General features: G+C 63.1%; 14 protein-coding genes. 10 read left to right on the top strand and 4 right to left on the bottom strand.

Features of this window, described 5'->3' with window-relative positions; translation table 11 throughout:
* Window positions 1-10: 10 nt before the first annotated feature.
* From ACR9YP_RS13695 to ACR9YP_RS13680, 4 genes are all read left to right on the top strand, one after another.
* The gene (locus tag ACR9YP_RS13695; RefSeq protein WP_438105827.1) at window positions 11-688 is read left to right on the top strand and encodes a hypothetical protein; all 678 of its coding nucleotides are present in this window, start codon (window positions 11-13) and stop codon (window positions 686-688) included.
* 326 nt (window positions 689-1,014) lie between these two features.
* A complete protein-coding gene (locus tag ACR9YP_RS13690) occupies window positions 1,015-2,814 on the top strand; it encodes an FAD-dependent oxidoreductase (RefSeq protein ID WP_438105825.1) in 1,800 nt (599 codons plus the stop codon).
* Window positions 2,784-4,631 carry a 2-oxoacid:acceptor oxidoreductase subunit alpha gene (locus ACR9YP_RS13685; RefSeq protein WP_370989438.1) on the top strand — a complete coding sequence of 616 codons (1,848 nt, stop codon included), beginning with the start codon at window positions 2,784-2,786 and terminating at the stop codon, window positions 4,629-4,631. The genes ACR9YP_RS13690 and ACR9YP_RS13685 overlap by 31 nt, the downstream gene beginning before the upstream one ends.
* Window positions 4,632-4,803: 172 nt before the next feature.
* Entirely contained in the window at window positions 4,804-5,859 is a 1,056-nt protein-coding gene (locus tag ACR9YP_RS13680) for a 2-oxoacid:ferredoxin oxidoreductase subunit beta (RefSeq protein ID WP_474220150.1), read from the top strand.
* Here ACR9YP_RS13680 and ACR9YP_RS13675 read toward each other — a convergent pair whose 3' ends face one another.
* Window positions 5,860-6,309, bottom strand: coding sequence for a DUF4399 domain-containing protein (locus ACR9YP_RS13675; protein WP_438105823.1), 450 nt, complete (start codon window positions 6,307-6,309; stop codon window positions 5,860-5,862).
* Between the two features lie 17 nt (window positions 6,310-6,326).
* Complete coding sequence (locus tag ACR9YP_RS13670) at window positions 6,327-7,856, bottom strand: SUMF1/EgtB/PvdO family nonheme iron enzyme (protein WP_474220149.1); 1,530 nt, start codon at window positions 7,854-7,856, stop codon at window positions 6,327-6,329.
* 322 nt (window positions 7,857-8,178) lie between these two features.
* Here ACR9YP_RS13670 and ACR9YP_RS13665 point away from each other — a divergent pair, with 322 nt between their 5' ends.
* The 6 genes from ACR9YP_RS13665 to ACR9YP_RS13640 all read left to right on the top strand — a co-directional run bounded on the left by ACR9YP_RS13665 (window position 8,179) and on the right by ACR9YP_RS13640 (window position 10,887).
* Window positions 8,179-8,757 (top strand): hypothetical protein, encoded by a 579-nt coding sequence (locus tag ACR9YP_RS13665; protein ID WP_438105821.1) that lies wholly within the window; start codon window positions 8,179-8,181, stop codon window positions 8,755-8,757.
* A 37-nt stretch (window positions 8,758-8,794) separates the two neighbouring features.
* Entirely contained in the window at window positions 8,795-9,244 is a 450-nt protein-coding gene (locus ACR9YP_RS13660) for a DsrE family protein (RefSeq protein WP_438105820.1), read from the top strand.
* 206 nt (window positions 9,245-9,450) lie between these two features.
* A complete protein-coding gene (locus ACR9YP_RS13655; RefSeq protein WP_438105818.1) occupies window positions 9,451-9,774 on the top strand; it encodes an ArsR/SmtB family transcription factor in 324 nt (107 codons plus the stop codon).
* On the top strand, window positions 9,771-10,190 hold the full coding sequence (locus tag ACR9YP_RS13650; protein ID WP_370989433.1) for an SRPBCC family protein: 420 nt from the start codon (window positions 9,771-9,773) through the stop codon (window positions 10,188-10,190). Before ACR9YP_RS13655 ends, ACR9YP_RS13650 begins: the two co-directional genes overlap by 4 nt.
* Before the next feature lie 43 nt (window positions 10,191-10,233).
* The gene (locus ACR9YP_RS13645; protein ID WP_370989432.1) at window positions 10,234-10,437 is read left to right on the top strand and encodes a hypothetical protein; all 204 of its coding nucleotides are present in this window, start codon (window positions 10,234-10,236) and stop codon (window positions 10,435-10,437) included.
* 12 nt (window positions 10,438-10,449) lie between these two features.
* Window positions 10,450-10,887 carry a DUF1801 domain-containing protein gene (locus ACR9YP_RS13640; RefSeq protein WP_438110592.1) on the top strand — a complete coding sequence of 146 codons (438 nt, stop codon included), beginning with the start codon at window positions 10,450-10,452 and terminating at the stop codon, window positions 10,885-10,887.
* A 258-nt stretch (window positions 10,888-11,145) separates the two neighbouring features.
* Here the strand turns inward: ACR9YP_RS13640 and ACR9YP_RS13635 are convergent, their stop codons facing one another.
* Together ACR9YP_RS13635 and ACR9YP_RS13630 are read right to left on the bottom strand one after the other, a co-directional pair.
* Entirely contained in the window at window positions 11,146-12,684 is a 1,539-nt protein-coding gene (locus ACR9YP_RS13635; protein WP_370989431.1) for a SpoVR family protein, read from the bottom strand.
* Window positions 12,681-13,958, bottom strand: coding sequence for a YeaH/YhbH family protein (locus ACR9YP_RS13630; protein WP_370989490.1), 1,278 nt, complete (start codon window positions 13,956-13,958; stop codon window positions 12,681-12,683). Before ACR9YP_RS13630 ends, ACR9YP_RS13635 begins: the two co-directional genes overlap by 4 nt.
* Window positions 13,959-13,961 lie beyond the last annotated feature (3 nt).

Here is a 13,961-nt window from a genome sequence, read left to right as displayed (position 1 = left end):
GATAAGAAGAATGCCGCTCGCCGGGAAAGGCATGCTGCTGACGTCGATGAACATCGACGCGGCCGATGAGGCCGATTTCAACCGCTGGTACGATCGCGAGCATCTGGAAGAACGCGTCGCGATCGACGGATTCCTGGAGGCGCGGCGCTATGTCGCGCATGCCGCCAATCCCAAATATCTCTGCCTGTATTCGACCGCCACACTCGACGTGCTCGATAGCCCCGCCTACCGCGCGCGGCTCGCGAGCCCGACCGACTGGTCGCGGCAATGCATGGCACGTTTCAAGGATATGCTCCGCGTCGTCGCGCGCGTCACCATCAGCAACGGCACCGGACGTGGCGCCGCGCTCGGCGTGGTGCGGCTGCGGCCGACACCCGACAACGCAACGCGATGGCGTGATGCTCTGCACGTCAAGCTGGCGCCGGACCAGCGCGACGGCATCATCTCCATGCATCTTCTGGAGAGCGAGCCCGCATTGTCGGGTGCAACGGCGGACATTCCGGCGGTGCGCAATGAAGGCGCGCACGACTGGTTCGTGCTGATCGACGGCACGCATGTCGGCGCCGTCTCGGCCGTCATCGCCGAGCGCTTCACCGGCCCCGCCGCCTCGCCCCTGCCGCCTCCCGTTTCCGTCGGCACCTATTGCCTGATGTGGGATTTGGCCAAGAGCGACATCCCGCGCGGTTAGAGCATGATGAAGTGAGACTCGATCGGTTGGCGGGGCTTCACCTCTCCCTGCGGGAGAGGTGAACCATCGGCTCTCATCCAATTTTAGCACACTCACAGGCATCGCAATATGCTGCACCGCACGCACATCACGCGCGGCCGTTAATGCTGTGCGCGCGTAGCTCCCATGAAAGGCGGTGATCGCGCAAATTTGCCGTTGTACTTCGGAGCCGTTCTAATAAGCTAACCCAATGACGTCATTCAGAAACCAGATCGAAGCGCATTAAGCGCTCGCCAAGCTCAAGAAAAGGCCGCGGGGTCTTTGGGGCCTGCGCGGACAGGGTAGGAATGAAACCGACCGATATTGCGGCCCCCGACTACTTTCACAAAGTGGTCGATTGCCAGTGGGCCTGTCCTGCGCACACCCCGGTTCCCGAATATATCCGACTGATCGCCCAAGGCCGCTACAGCGACGCCTACATGATCAATTGGAAATCGAACGTGTTCCCTGGAATTTTGGGACGCACCTGCGATCGTCCGTGCGAGCCGGCGTGCCGGCGCGGGCGCGTCGAGGACAATCCGGTCGCGATCTGCCGCCTCAAGCGCGTCGCCGCCGACTTCAAGGACGACATCAGGCAGCGCCTGCCGCGCCCAGCCGCGAAGAACGGCAAGCGCGTTGCGCTGGTCGGCGGCGGCCCGGCCTCGCTGACGGTGGCGCGCGATCTCGCGCCGCTCGGCTATCACTGCACCGTGTTCGACGCCGATCCCGAAGCCGGCGGCATGATGCGGACGCAGATCCCGAAATTCCGCCTGCCCAACTCGGTGATCGACGAGGAGACCGGCTACATCCTGGGTCTCGGCGTCGACTTCAAGGGCGGCCACCGCATCGACAGCATGAAGGCGCTGCTCGCGGAGAAATACGACGCGATCTTCGTCGGCTCCGGCGCGCCGCGCGGCCGCGAGCTCGACATTCCCGGCCGCAAGGAAGCCGCCGCCAACATCCATATCGGCATCGAATGGCTGGCCTCGGTGTCGTTCGGCCATACCGACAGAATAGGCAAGCGCGTGATCGTGCTCGGCGGCGGCAACACCGCGATGGATTGCTGCCGCACCGCGCGCCGGCTCGGCGGCGAAGACGTCAAGGTCGTCGTGCGCTCCGGCTTCGAGGAGATGAAGGCCTCGCCCTGGGAAAAGGAAGACGCGATCCACGAGGACATCCCGATCCTCAACTTCCTCGTCCCCGTCGCCTTCATCCACGACAATGGCAAGCTCACCGGCATCACTTTCCAGAAGGTGAAGGCCGAATACGACGCCAAGGGCCGCCGCAATCTCGTTCCATCAGGCGAGCCCGACCAGACCTTCGAATGCGACGACGTGCTGGTCGCGGTCGGCCAGGAGAACGCCTTTCCGTGGATCGAGCAGGATTGCGGCATCGAGTTCGACAAATGGCATATGCCCAAGGTCGATCCGGAGACCTTCGTCTCGACCAATCCAAAGGTGTTCTTCGGCGGTGACGCTGCGTTCGGCCCCAAGAACATCATCTGGGCGGTCGCGCACGGCCATGACGCCGCGCTGTCGATCCACAAACTGCTCTCGGGCGAGGATGTCAGCGAACGCCCGCTGCCGGAGGTGCAAATCTCCTCGCAGAAGATGGGCATCCACGAATGGAGCTATGACAACGACATCTCGATCGACAAGCGCTTCAAGGTGCCGCATCGCGACAAGGTCGTCGCGCTGAAGGACATCCGCGCCGAGGTCGAGCTCGGCTACGACGTCAAGCTCGCGCTCGGCGAGGCGCATCGCTGCCTGAACTGCGACGTGCAGACCGTGTTCTCGACCTCGCTCTGCATCGAGTGCGATGCTTGCGCCGACATCTGCCCGATGGATTGCATCACCTTCACCGATAACGGCGAGGAAAACGACCTGCGCCATCGCCTGAAGGCGCCCGCACCGCATCCGGACCAGGATCTCTACGTCTCTTCGGATCTCAAGACCGGGCGCGTGATGGTGAAGGACGAGGACGTCTGCCTGCATTGCGGGCTGTGCGCGGAGCGTTGTCCCACCGGCGCCTGGGACATGCAGAAATATTTCATCGAGATGACCCACGCAGGTTCGACATGCCCGACAAAAAGCCGCTCAGCAGCGTAAACGACTTCGTCGTCCGCTTCGCCAACGTCAACGGCTCGGGCTCGGCCAGCGCCAACGAGATGTTCGCGCGCGCGATCCTGCGCCATGGCGTTCCGGTCTCCCCACGCAACATCTTCCCCTCCAACATCCAGGGCTTGCCGACCTGGTACGAGGTGCGGGTGACGGAGGACGGCCATCTCGGCGCCCGCGGCGGCGTCGACATGATGGTGGCGATGAATCCGCAGACCTGGGACAAGGACGTCGCCGGCATCGAGCCCGGCGGCTACCTGTTCTACGATTCCACCAAGCCGATGCCGTCGACCAAGTTCCGCGACGACATCACCGTGATCGGCGTGCCGCTCACCGCGATCACCAATTCGACCTATACCGATCCGCGCCAGCGCCAGCTGTTCAAGAACATCATTTATCTAGGTAGCCTCAGTGCGCTGCTCGATATGGATCCGAAGCTGATCGAGCAGCTAATCGGCGAGCAGTACAAGGGCAAAGAGAAGCTGCTCTCCTCCAACGTCCACGCGCTGCATCTCGGCCGCGACTGGGCGCTGCAAAACCTGAAATGCCCGATCGGGCTCAGGGTGAAGAAGTCCGACAAGGTCGGCGATCGCATCTTCATCGAGGGCAATAGCGCCGCCGCGCTCGGCGCGGTCTATGGCGGCGCCACCGTGTGCGCCTGGTATCCGATCACGCCGTCCTCGTCGGTGGCGGAGGCCTTCACCGCCCACTGCAAGAAGTACCGCCACGATCCCGAAACCGGCAAGGCGAAATACGCGATCGTGCAGGGCGAGGACGAGCTGGCTTCGATCGGTATCGTCATTGGTGCCTCCTGGAACGGCGCCCGCGCCTTCACCGCGACCTCGGGCCCCGGCATCTCCTTGATGACCGAGTTCATCGGCCTCTCATACTTTGCCGAGATTCCGGCCGTGATCATGAACATCCAGCGCGCCGGCCCCTCGACGGGCATGCCGACGCGCACCCAGCAGTGCGACATCATCGCCTGCGCCTATGCCTCGCACGGCGACACCAAGCATGTGCTGCTGTTCCCGGAAGATCCCGCCGAAGCGTTCGAGTTCGCCGCCGCCGCGTTCGACCTCGCCGAACGGCTGCAGACCACCATCTTCCTGATGCTCGACCTCGACATCGGCATGAACCATCGGCTCTGCCGCCCACTGAAATGGGACGATGCCCGGCAATATGACCGCGGCAAGATCATGACGGCGGAGATGCTGGAGGAAGGCCGCGACTTCGGCCGCTATCTCGACGTCGATGGCGACGGCATCCCCTACCGGACCTATCCCGGGACACATCCGACCAAGGGCTCCTACTTCACCCGCGGCACCTCGCGCGACCGCTATGCGCGCTACTCCGAGGAAGGCACGGTCTACGCCGACAACATGCAGCGCCTGGTGCGCAAGTTCGAGACCGCGCAGGACCTCGTACCGCGGCCGCTGCAGGCCAATGCGGAACGGCCGACCAAATATGGCGTGATCTATTTCGGCTCGACCTCGCCGGCGATGGACGAGGCGGTCGGGCTGCTCGAGGCGCGCGGGCACCAGCTCGACCGTCTGCGCATTCGCGCCTTCCCGTTCCACTCCAGCGTGGCGAGCTTCCTCGCCGAGCACGACTTCGTCTACGTGGTCGAGCAGAACCGCGACAGCCAACTCCGCCAGCTCATCGTCAACGAGAACGGCATCGATCCCGTCCGCCTCGTGCCGATCGTGCATTACGACGGCACCCCGATCACCGCCCGCTTCATCGCAAAAGCCATTGGCGACCATCAGGATCACCTCAAGGTGACCCCGCTCCGCAAGGCCGTGTCATGATGATAGAGCGCAGGAATTGGATGCAATCACCTCTCCCCGCGTGCGGGGAGAGGTCGGATTGCGCAGCAATCCGGGTGAGGGGGACTCTCCACGAGTCGAACTCGTCGAAAGAGCCCCTCACCCCAACCCTCTCCCCGCGAAGAGCGGGGAGAGGGAGCAGAGAGAGACTGTCATGACCTACATCGCAAAGCCTAAATTCCATCATCCCGGGCTGAAGAAGAACGAGCTCGGCTATACAAGGCGCGACTACGAGGGCAAGATCTCGACGCTGTGCGCCGGCTGCGGCCACGATTCGATCACGGCGTCGATCATCGAGGCCTGCTATGAGCTCTCGATCGAGCCGCATCGGGTCGCAAAGATCTCCGGCATCGGCTGCTCGTCAAAGACGCCGGACTATTTCCTCGGCAACTCACACGGCTTCAACTCCGTGCATGGCCGCATGCCCAGCGTGCTGACAGGCGCCAACCTCGCCAACCGCGATTTGATCTATCTCGGCGTCTCCGGCGACGGCGATTCCGCCTCGATCGGCTTCGGCCAGTTCGCGCATTCGATCCGGCGTGCCGTCAACATGACCTATATCGTCGAGAACAACGGCGTCTACGGCCTGACCAAAGGCCAGTTCTCGGCCACCGCTGACCGCGGCTCGAAGAGCAAGAAGGGCGTCACCAACACCGACAACGCCATCGACCTCGTCGCGATCGCGCTGCAACTCGGTGCCACCTTCGTCGCGCGCAGCTTCTCCGGCGACAAGACCCAGCTCGTGCCGCTGATCGCGGCCGCAATCCGCCACAAGGGCGCGTCGTTCATCGACGTCATCAGCCCCTGCATCGCCTTCAACAACCATGCCGGCTCGACCAAGAGCTTCGACTATGTCCGCGAGCACAATGACGCGGTGAACCGGCTCGACGTCCTGGTCGACCGCGATCCGATCGCGGTGGACTATGCGCCGGGCACGGTGCAAGTGGTGGAACAGCACGACGGCAGCAAGGTCGCGCTGCGCAAGATCGACGCCGACTACGATCCGCATGACCGCTTGGGCGCGATGACCTTCCTGCAAAAGCACGCCGCCAAGGGGCAGATCGTCACCGGCCTGCTCTATGTCGACCCCGACGCGGAAGACCTGCACGAGCATCTCAACACGGTCGAGACGCCGCTCAACACGCTGGAGGCGGATGCGCTGTGCCCGGGCTCGGCGGTGCTGGACAAGATCAACGCGAGCCTGCGGTGATCATTTACTCCGCGCTGAAGCAAGCGGCCTGACGCGTATCGTAATCTTCTCCGACACGACCGGCGGCACGAACGGATAGTGCTTGGCGTCGCCGAGCACCAGCTGCAGCGTGTGGGTGCCCGGCGGAAGGTCCAGCATGGTTTCGGTCTGCCCTGCACCGAAGTGCAGGTGCGACTTGTCTTGCGGGATCGGCTCCTTGGGATCGATGGGATCGTTGACGTCGACCAGTAGATGGTGATGACCGGCGTTCTGGTAGTCATCGCCGGCATGCGTCACGCCCATGTTGCGTAAGCCGAACCGGACCCAGAATCCACCGCGAACTTTCTGCCCGTCATGCGGCGTGATGAAATAGAGTTTGGCGTCCTTGTGCGCGCTCTTGCCCTGCGAGTAGGCCGCGCCCGGGAGCAATGCGATCGCGGCCGCGAGCGCGACACAGGAAATGATCTTCATCAAATCTACTCCAGCACTTATGGACTGAGCGCGACACGGAATCCATGCGTGGGGTAACGAACATTGGTGTCGTAACCATCGCGGTTTGACGGCCGGACATATCTTGAATCGTTCTTCCAGGAGCCCGACCGCAGAACATGAGAGCTGCAGTCCGCGCTGCTCCACGCCGAGCCGTCGCTCGGCGCGCCCTGATAGGTCCTGTGCCAGCAGTCCTCGACCCACTGATCGATGCCGCCGCCCATGTCGTAGAGTCCGAATGGATTGGGCTTGAAGCTGCCGACCTTGGCCGGCTGCTCGGCCGCAAGATCACCGCAATCCTTGCATCCGGCCATGCCCGGCTGAAGCTTGTCGCCCCACCAATATTTGGTCTGCGTTCCACTGCGCGCCGCATATTCCCATTCGGCTTCGCTCGGAAGCCGGTAGGGCTTCTTCGTCGCCTGCGCGAGCCAGGCTGCATATTGCTGCGCGTCGGTCCAGCTCACATTGCTGACGGGGGAATCGTCCTTGCCGGTGGCGGTGAATCCGCACGCCTTGGCGGCGGCGCACTCGTTCCATTCCTGCACCGTCACCGGATATTTTCCGATCGAGAACGGCTTGATCGTGACCTGGTGGACAGGCCGCTCGGTCGGATCGTCATTGCTTCCCATCGCGAAGCTGCCGCCGCGAATGCCGATCATCTCGGGTTCGCGAGGTGGCGTCGCCGATGGGCTGGGCACCGGTGACGACGACGGAGGGGCAGAAGCCAATGACGGAGACGGTTGCGGTGTCGCCTGCGTCGCCGCCTCGCGCGGCGACGGCTGCGGGATCGGTGTCGCGGCTGGGGAAGCGGTTGGCGTGGCGGCCTGCTCGCCCATCCTGCCGGGCTGCGTCAGCACGTACCAAAGCACGTAGCCGGCAATCACCAGCAATGCCGTGATCAGAAGAAATAGCAGGACGCTCTCGCGCCGGCTTCGCGTCCTGCCGACCGCATCGGCATCCGGCAGCACGCGATAGATCCGCACCGGATCCGTGATGTTCTTGACCTTGCGATCCCCGAGCGATTCATAGCCGCACACCACCTTGTGCTTGATCTGCTCGTAAATCGCGCCCGAGATATAGACCTGGCCGGGCTCGGCAATGCCCTCAATGCGCGTGGCGATGTTGACGCCGTCGCCATAGACGTCGTCCGGCTCTACGATCACATCGCCGAGATTGACGCCAATCCGGTATTCGAGGCGCGAATGCTTCGGAAGCGAGGCGTTGCGGCCGATGAGGTTCTGCTGGATGACGATACTGCAGCGAACGGCCTCAACAGGGCTATCGAAAATGGCGATGAAGCCATCGCCCGTCGTCTTCACCAGACTTCCATGGTGCTCGATGATGGTGGGCTGGATGATATCGCGCTCGATGCGCTTGACGCGGACATGCGTCCCCTCCTCGTCGGCCTGCATGATGCGGCTGTAGGAAGCGATGTCACCGACGATGATCGCCGCAAGACGGCGAGGCATGGGGCCGTGTGGAGGCGGCTCATCCTGGTTGCCGGATCTGAAGTTGCGAATTTCGCCCATGCGGGGGACTCCACAGCTTACAAGGCAGTCCCAGCTTACGACTGCCAAAGGCGGTCGTCTGTGAAAGCTATCACATTGACGAACCAAGACAATGTCGCAGCAATCGCCGGCATCGGGTTCCGCAGCATCAGGGCGCGGCACCGCTTGAACCTTCTTGATCCCATCAATGACTAAGGCCCGGCGCGAAACCACTGGCCCAAGTCGGCGCCGCGATGCTCGCACGAAGCGACTTCTGAAGCTTGAACGCGATGCACCTCGCCTGCGTCTAACAGACAGGAGTTCTGTCCTGCTGCGGCAAGGTTGTCACGCGCTCGAGGTCATCATGAAGCTCTCCATCTTTGCTGCCCTCATTTTGGCTGTGCTAACCAGCGTCGCCGCCGACGCCTTCAATGCGCGGCTCTATGCGGGAGCGCCTGCTGACAAGGCCTATGCCTGCTTCGTCCGCCGCTACGATGCCGAGCATCTGGCGCGGCATCCCAAGCAGAAAGTCGCTTCCATGAAACTGCTGATCTCGGCGGAAACCGACAAGGAGGACAAGCAGCTGCACAATTCCTTCCGCCTCGGTTTTCGCTATCGCCATCGCTCGGGCGATTTCGACTCCAGCGGCTCGTGCGGCAGTCATGCGGTGCTTCTCAGTCAGGGGGACGAGGTCCGCATGGGCTGCGGCGTCGACTGCGAGGGCGGCGGGATCGAGGTGGCGCTCTCCAAGGACAACAAGTCCGCGATCATCCGGCTCGAACAGGTCAGGGTCTGGCAGAACAACAAGCCGGATGACGAGGCGGAGCAATCGCTGGTCGCCGGCGCCGACGACAAGATCTTCCGCCTCGACCGCACCGACACCAGCGAGTGCGCTTCGCTCGTGACCGACCGCAAGGAGCTCGCCGCGCTGCGTCACAAATGATATGTGTCCGGCAAAGTCTTGGTCGAGGGAGATCGCCATGAATCGCCGGAACATGTTGTGGAGCGCCGTCTCCGCTTTGGGCGCGGCGTTTGGCGCCTCGCGTGCACAAGCCGCCACTGAGGCAAGCGCGGGCAACAAGCTCAAGGTGGCCTATCACCTCAGCGACGCCGAGAAGGTCAATTTCGTGCTCGGCAACATCCAGAACCACATCGACGGCGTCGGTGGTCCCGACCATGTCACGATCGCGCTGGTGATCCACGGACCGGCGCTGAAGGCGTTTCACGCGGCGCAGGCCAACCCCGACGTCAGCAAGCGTGTCGGTGACTTCTCCAAGGACGGCGTCGAGCTCGCCGCCTGCGGCAACACGATGAAAGCGCAAAACGTCTCACTGAAGGAGTTGTTGCCGGGCTTCGTCAGCGCGGAGAAAGGCGGCGTGGTCCGTTTGGCTGAGCTGCAGGCGCAGGGGTATTTGTATTTGCGGCCGTAAGGCTGCGCGGCGCCGCCACGTTTTCCGTCATTGCGAGGAGCCCTTGCGACGAAGCAATCCAGGCTGTCTCTGAGGAGGAATTCTGGATTGCTTCGCTACGCTCGCAATGACGGCGTTGCGCGAGCGAGAGCCACATCCTCGCACTTGACTTATCCATAACTCCACAGTTATGAGTTAATCCATAACTTACCGGTTATGGATCTCGTATGTCCGCCACTCACGACCTCCTGTTCAGGACACTCGCCGATCCGACCCGGCGGGCGATCTTCGAGCGGCTGTGCCGGGACGGCGAGCAGACGGTCGGGGCACTGACGGCGCGGTCGGGCGTGTCCCAGCCGGCGGTCTCGAAGCATCTCGGCGCCTTGAAGCAGGCCGGCCTCGTGCGCGACCGCCATGAAGGACGCCAGACTCATTACAGCGCGCAGCCCGGTGCTCTCAATCCGCTGATCGACTGGACCAGCCAGATGGCCGGCTTCTGGCAGAACCGGCTCGACGCGCTCGACGATCTCCTGAAGAGGATGGACCAATGAACGAAACACGCTCCGTAGTCGTCGAACGCGAATTTGCCTTTCCGGCGGAGCGGCTCTGGCGCGCGCTGACGCAGCCGCATCTGATCGAGGAATGGCTGATGAAGAACGACTTCAAGCCGGTCGTCGGCCATCGCTTCAATCTGCGCGGCGAATGGGGCGGCGTGCTCGACTGCGAGGTGCTCACCATCGAGCCGCAAAAGACGCTCGCCTACACCTGGAATTTCTCGCATGAGGATGCGGCGTTCGACCTGAAAAGCATCGTGACCTTCACGCTGACGCCGACCGGCGCCGGCACGCATCTGCGCGTCGAGCAAGCGGGCTTCAGCCCGACGCAGAAGCAGGCCTATGGCGGCGCGCATGCCGGCTGGAAGCAGTTCTTTGCCAAGCTTGATGACCTGCTGGCGCGGACAGGCTAGCTCCGCCGGCCGTCCATTCCGATCAATGTAGAAGGAGGTCCCAATGAGCACGCAGATGTGGATTCGGCAGATTCATCGCTGGCTGTCGATGGCTTTCACGCTCGCCGTCATCGCCAACATCGTGGCGATGATCATTCAGATCCAGGCCGTCTGGATCGGCTTCCTGGCGCTCGTCCCACTCATTCCGTTGCTCGCGACCGGGTTATATCTGTTCGCGCGGCCCTATGTCAGCCGCAGCAACGCGTAACGAGGCGAGATGATGAAGAAGACTGTGACGGCGAAGAAGGCTGGCGCGAAGGAAGCGAATGGGGCTTCCCCCTCCAAGCTGATCGACGGCAGGATCAAGGAGCTCGGCGACTGGCGCGGCGAGATGCTGGGGCGGATCCGTGGCCTGATCAAGGAAGCCGACCCTGATATCGTCGAGGAATGGAAATGGCGCGGCGTTCCCGTGTGGGAGCACGACGGCATCATCTGCACCGGCGAGACCTACAAGGAAGTGGTGAAGATGACCTTTGCCAAGGGCGCGGCGCTGGAGGATCCCGCGCGGCTGTTCAATTCCAGCCTCGACGGCAACGTGCGGCGCTCGATCGATATTCGCGAGGGCGAGAAGATCAACGAGAAGGCGTTGAAGGCGCTCATTCGCGCGGCGGTGGAGTTGAATGCGTCGAAGAAGAAGCCGGCGAAACGCTCCGCATAGCGATGCAGCAACGAACGTCTTTCCTTCTCCCCTTGTGGGAGAAGGTGGCATAGGCGGCCGCCGGCCGCCGTTCTCGAGAACGCCGAAGCGAAGCTTCGGCTATGGCGCCGGATGAGGGGGCTCTATCGGCAGGGAAGGTGTGGAGAGATACCCCTCACCCCATTGAGCTTGTATCTACCGGCTTCGCCGCCCTCTCCCACATGGGGAGAGGGCACATTTAACGCGCATCTCGCGTTATGCTCCACGTGGACGGCCGCCTCAGGCTACCGCCGCCGGGATCGGGCGCGGGCTTACGACGTATTCGCGCAGGACCTTGTCGTTGGCGTCGACCTCGATCAGCGAGACGTCGTAGGTCCAGAGATCGGCCAGGTGCTGAAGCACGCGCTTGGCGTCGGTCTCGTTGAGCTGCGAGCCCTTGATGACATGGTGATGCAGGATCAGCCGGCGGTCGCCGGAGAGATCGACGTCGACCACCTCGATATTGGCGTCGATGAAGCCGACGTCGTGCTGCCGCGCCAGCTCGCGGCGGACGCGGCGAAAGCCGCGCTCGTCGTGGATGGCATCGACCCGGATTCCCGCGCGCTCCTCGGGATCGTCATGCAGGTGGAACATGCGGAAGTGCCGCATCAGCCTGGGGCTTAGGAACTGGCCGATAAAACTTTCATCGCGGTAATTGGCCCAGACGTCGCGCAGCACGCCCATCACGTCGCCCCTGCCGGCGATGTCCGGGAACCATTCACGGTCCTCGTCTTCCGGTTTGGTGACGATGCGCTCGATGTCCTGCATCACGGCAAAACCGAGCGCATAGGGATTGAAGCCGGAGAAGCGTGGATCGTCGAACTCGGGCTGGAACACCACGTTGGTGTGCGATCCCAGGAATTCGAGGAAGTTGCCGTCGGTGATGCGGCCTCGCTCGTGCAGCATGGTCATGATGCGGTAGTGGACGTAGGTCGCCGTCCCCTCGTTCATGACCTTGGTCTGGCTCTGCGGATAGAAATATTGCGCGATGTGGCGCACGATGCGCAGCAGCTCGCGCTGCCACGGCGCCAGCCGCGGTGCGCTCTTCTCCAGGAAATAGAGCAAATTCTCCTGCGGCAGGCCGAGCAGCTTGCGGCGGCGTTCGATGCTGAGCGCGGACCGGCTCTTGGCGGCGCCCTTCGGGACTGTGCGCCAGAGGTCGTTGAAGACCTCCTCCTCATGCTGACGGCGCCGCCCTGCCCGCTTCTCTTCGGCGCGCAAATCGAGCTTCTTCTTGCCGGGATAGCGGTCGATGCCGTGCGACATCAGCGCGTGTGCAGCGTCGAGCGTGCGCTCGACCTCGATGCGGCCGTAGCGCTCTTCGCAGCTTGCGACATAATTCTTGGCGAAGTCGAGATAATCCAGGATGCCGTCGGCATCGGTCCACTGCTTGAACAGATAGTTGTTCTTGAAGAAGTGGTTGTGGCCGAAGGCGGCATGCGCGATCACCAGCGTCTGCATCGTCGCCGTGTTCTCCTCCATCAGGTAGGAGATGCAGGGCGAGGAGTTGATCACGATCTCATAGGCAAGGCCCATCAGGCCCTTGCGATAGGAGGCCTCGTGAAACGCAAAATGCTTGCCGAACGACCAGTGCTTGTAGAACAAGGGCATGCCGACCGACGAGTACGCATCCAGCATCTGCTCGGCGGTGATGACCTCGATCTGGTTCGGATAGACGTCGAGGCCGAGATCCTTCAACGCGACCTCCTCGCAGGCATCGGTGATGCGCTGCAAGGTGCGAAAATCCCAATCCGCGCCTTCGAACAAGCGTTCCGTCATGGAGCGGCCTTCTCCTGGCTGGTTTCGCGGCGCTGGAACAGGTCGTGGAACACCGGAAAGATCTCGCTGCGTTCCGACACCTTGCGCATCGAGAGCGGTGCGCCGCTGCCGCGCAGGCGCTCATAGAGGGTCCAGAGTGAGGAGTCAGAGAGATCGAAGGCGCTCCCCCCGGACTCGCCGACCTCGAGATAGGCAAAGAACTGGCAGACCGGCAGGATCTTGTCGGTCAGCAGCAGGCCCGTGAGCTCGCCGTCGGAATAGGAATTGTCGCCGTCGGAGGCTTGCGCGGCGTAGATGTTCCAGTCCGCCGGATTGAAGCGCTCGCGCACGATCTCGTGCATCGCCTGGAGCGCGCTGGAGACCAGCGTGCCGCCCGAGGCCGGGCCGTAGAAGAAGGTCTGCTCGTCGACCTCCTCGGCGCGGTCGGTGTGGCGGATGAAGACGATCTCGACGTGCTTGTAGCGGCGCTTCAGGAACACGTAGAGCAGCATATAGAAGCGCTTGGCCAGATCCTTCATGTGCTCGGACATCGAGCCCGACACGTCCATCAGGCAGAACATCACGGCCTGCGCTACCGGCCGCGGCACCGTCTCGAAGCGGCGATAGCGGATGTCGAGCGGATCGATGAAGGGGATGCGCTTGGACTTCGCCTTGAGCTTTTCGAGCTTGGCCAGCAGCTCGGCGCGCACGTCCTCGTCGGTGCAGGCGGCGATCTCGGCTTCCAGCTCATCGATCTCGCTCTTGCGGGGACGCCGGAGCGCGATGCGGCGGGCGAGCGCGAGCTGCACCGTCCGGCTCACCGAGATGTTGGCGGGCGAGCCCGAGGTGGTGTAGCCGGCGCGCTGGATGCCCTCGCTCTCGGTCTGCGCGATCTTGCGCTTGGCAAGATCCGGCAGCTCGAGGTCGTCGAGGAAGAGGTCGACGAACTCGTCGCGGCTCAGCACGAAGCGGAACGCGTCCTCGCTGTCGCCTTCGCCGGGACCGGAATCCTTGGCGCTGCCCTGGCCGGAGCGCTGGAGATAGTCGCCCTCGACGAACTTCTTGTTTCCGGGCAGCACCATGTCGCGCGTGCCGCCCTCGCGGCGGAAACGCGGCTCGTGCATGCCGTCGAGCGGGATCGTGACCTCGCCACCCTCCAGGACATCCTTGATGTCGCGTTCCTGCGAGGTCTTCTTGACGGCGCCCTGCACCAGGGATTTGGCCCGACGCAAGAACCGCTGCCGGTTCTCAAGACTCTTGCCGCCTGGATTCAGGCGCCTGTCAATAATGTGAATGGC

The organism is Bradyrhizobium sp. BR14999, from assembly GCF_056106085.1.
The sequence above is the reverse complement of the archived record's forward strand: the minus strand, read 5'-3'. Positions and strand labels throughout refer to the sequence as shown.

Coding starts and splice junctions, on each gene's coding strand:
- ACR9YP_RS13640 (WP_438110592.1), top strand. CDS start 10,450: ATGAAGAAGACTGTGACGGCGAAGAAGGCTGGCGCGAAGGAAGCGAAT.
- ACR9YP_RS13645 (WP_370989432.1), top strand. CDS start 10,234: ATGAGCACGCAGATGTGGATTCGGCAGATTCATCGCTGGCTGTCGATG.
- ACR9YP_RS13655 (WP_438105818.1), top strand. CDS start 9,451: ATGTCCGCCACTCACGACCTCCTGTTCAGGACACTCGCCGATCCGACC.
- ACR9YP_RS13670 (WP_474220149.1), bottom strand. CDS start 7,856: ATGGGCGAAATTCGCAACTTCAGATCCGGCAACCAGGATGAGCCGCCT.
- ACR9YP_RS13650 (WP_370989433.1), top strand. CDS start 9,771: ATGAACGAAACACGCTCCGTAGTCGTCGAACGCGAATTTGCCTTTCCG.
- ACR9YP_RS13690 (WP_438105825.1), top strand. CDS start 1,015: ATGAAACCGACCGATATTGCGGCCCCCGACTACTTTCACAAAGTGGTC.
- ACR9YP_RS13660 (WP_438105820.1), top strand. CDS start 8,795: ATGAATCGCCGGAACATGTTGTGGAGCGCCGTCTCCGCTTTGGGCGCG.
- ACR9YP_RS13675 (WP_438105823.1), bottom strand. CDS start 6,309: ATGAAGATCATTTCCTGTGTCGCGCTCGCGGCCGCGATCGCATTGCTC.
- ACR9YP_RS13680 (WP_474220150.1), top strand. CDS start 4,804: ATGACCTACATCGCAAAGCCTAAATTCCATCATCCCGGGCTGAAGAAG.
- ACR9YP_RS13695 (WP_438105827.1), top strand. CDS start 11: ATGCCGCTCGCCGGGAAAGGCATGCTGCTGACGTCGATGAACATCGAC.
- ACR9YP_RS13635 (WP_370989431.1), bottom strand. CDS start 12,684: ATGACGGAACGCTTGTTCGAAGGCGCGGATTGGGATTTTCGCACCTTG.
- ACR9YP_RS13685 (WP_370989438.1), top strand. CDS start 2,784: ATGCCCGACAAAAAGCCGCTCAGCAGCGTAAACGACTTCGTCGTCCGC.
- ACR9YP_RS13665 (WP_438105821.1), top strand. CDS start 8,179: ATGAAGCTCTCCATCTTTGCTGCCCTCATTTTGGCTGTGCTAACCAGC.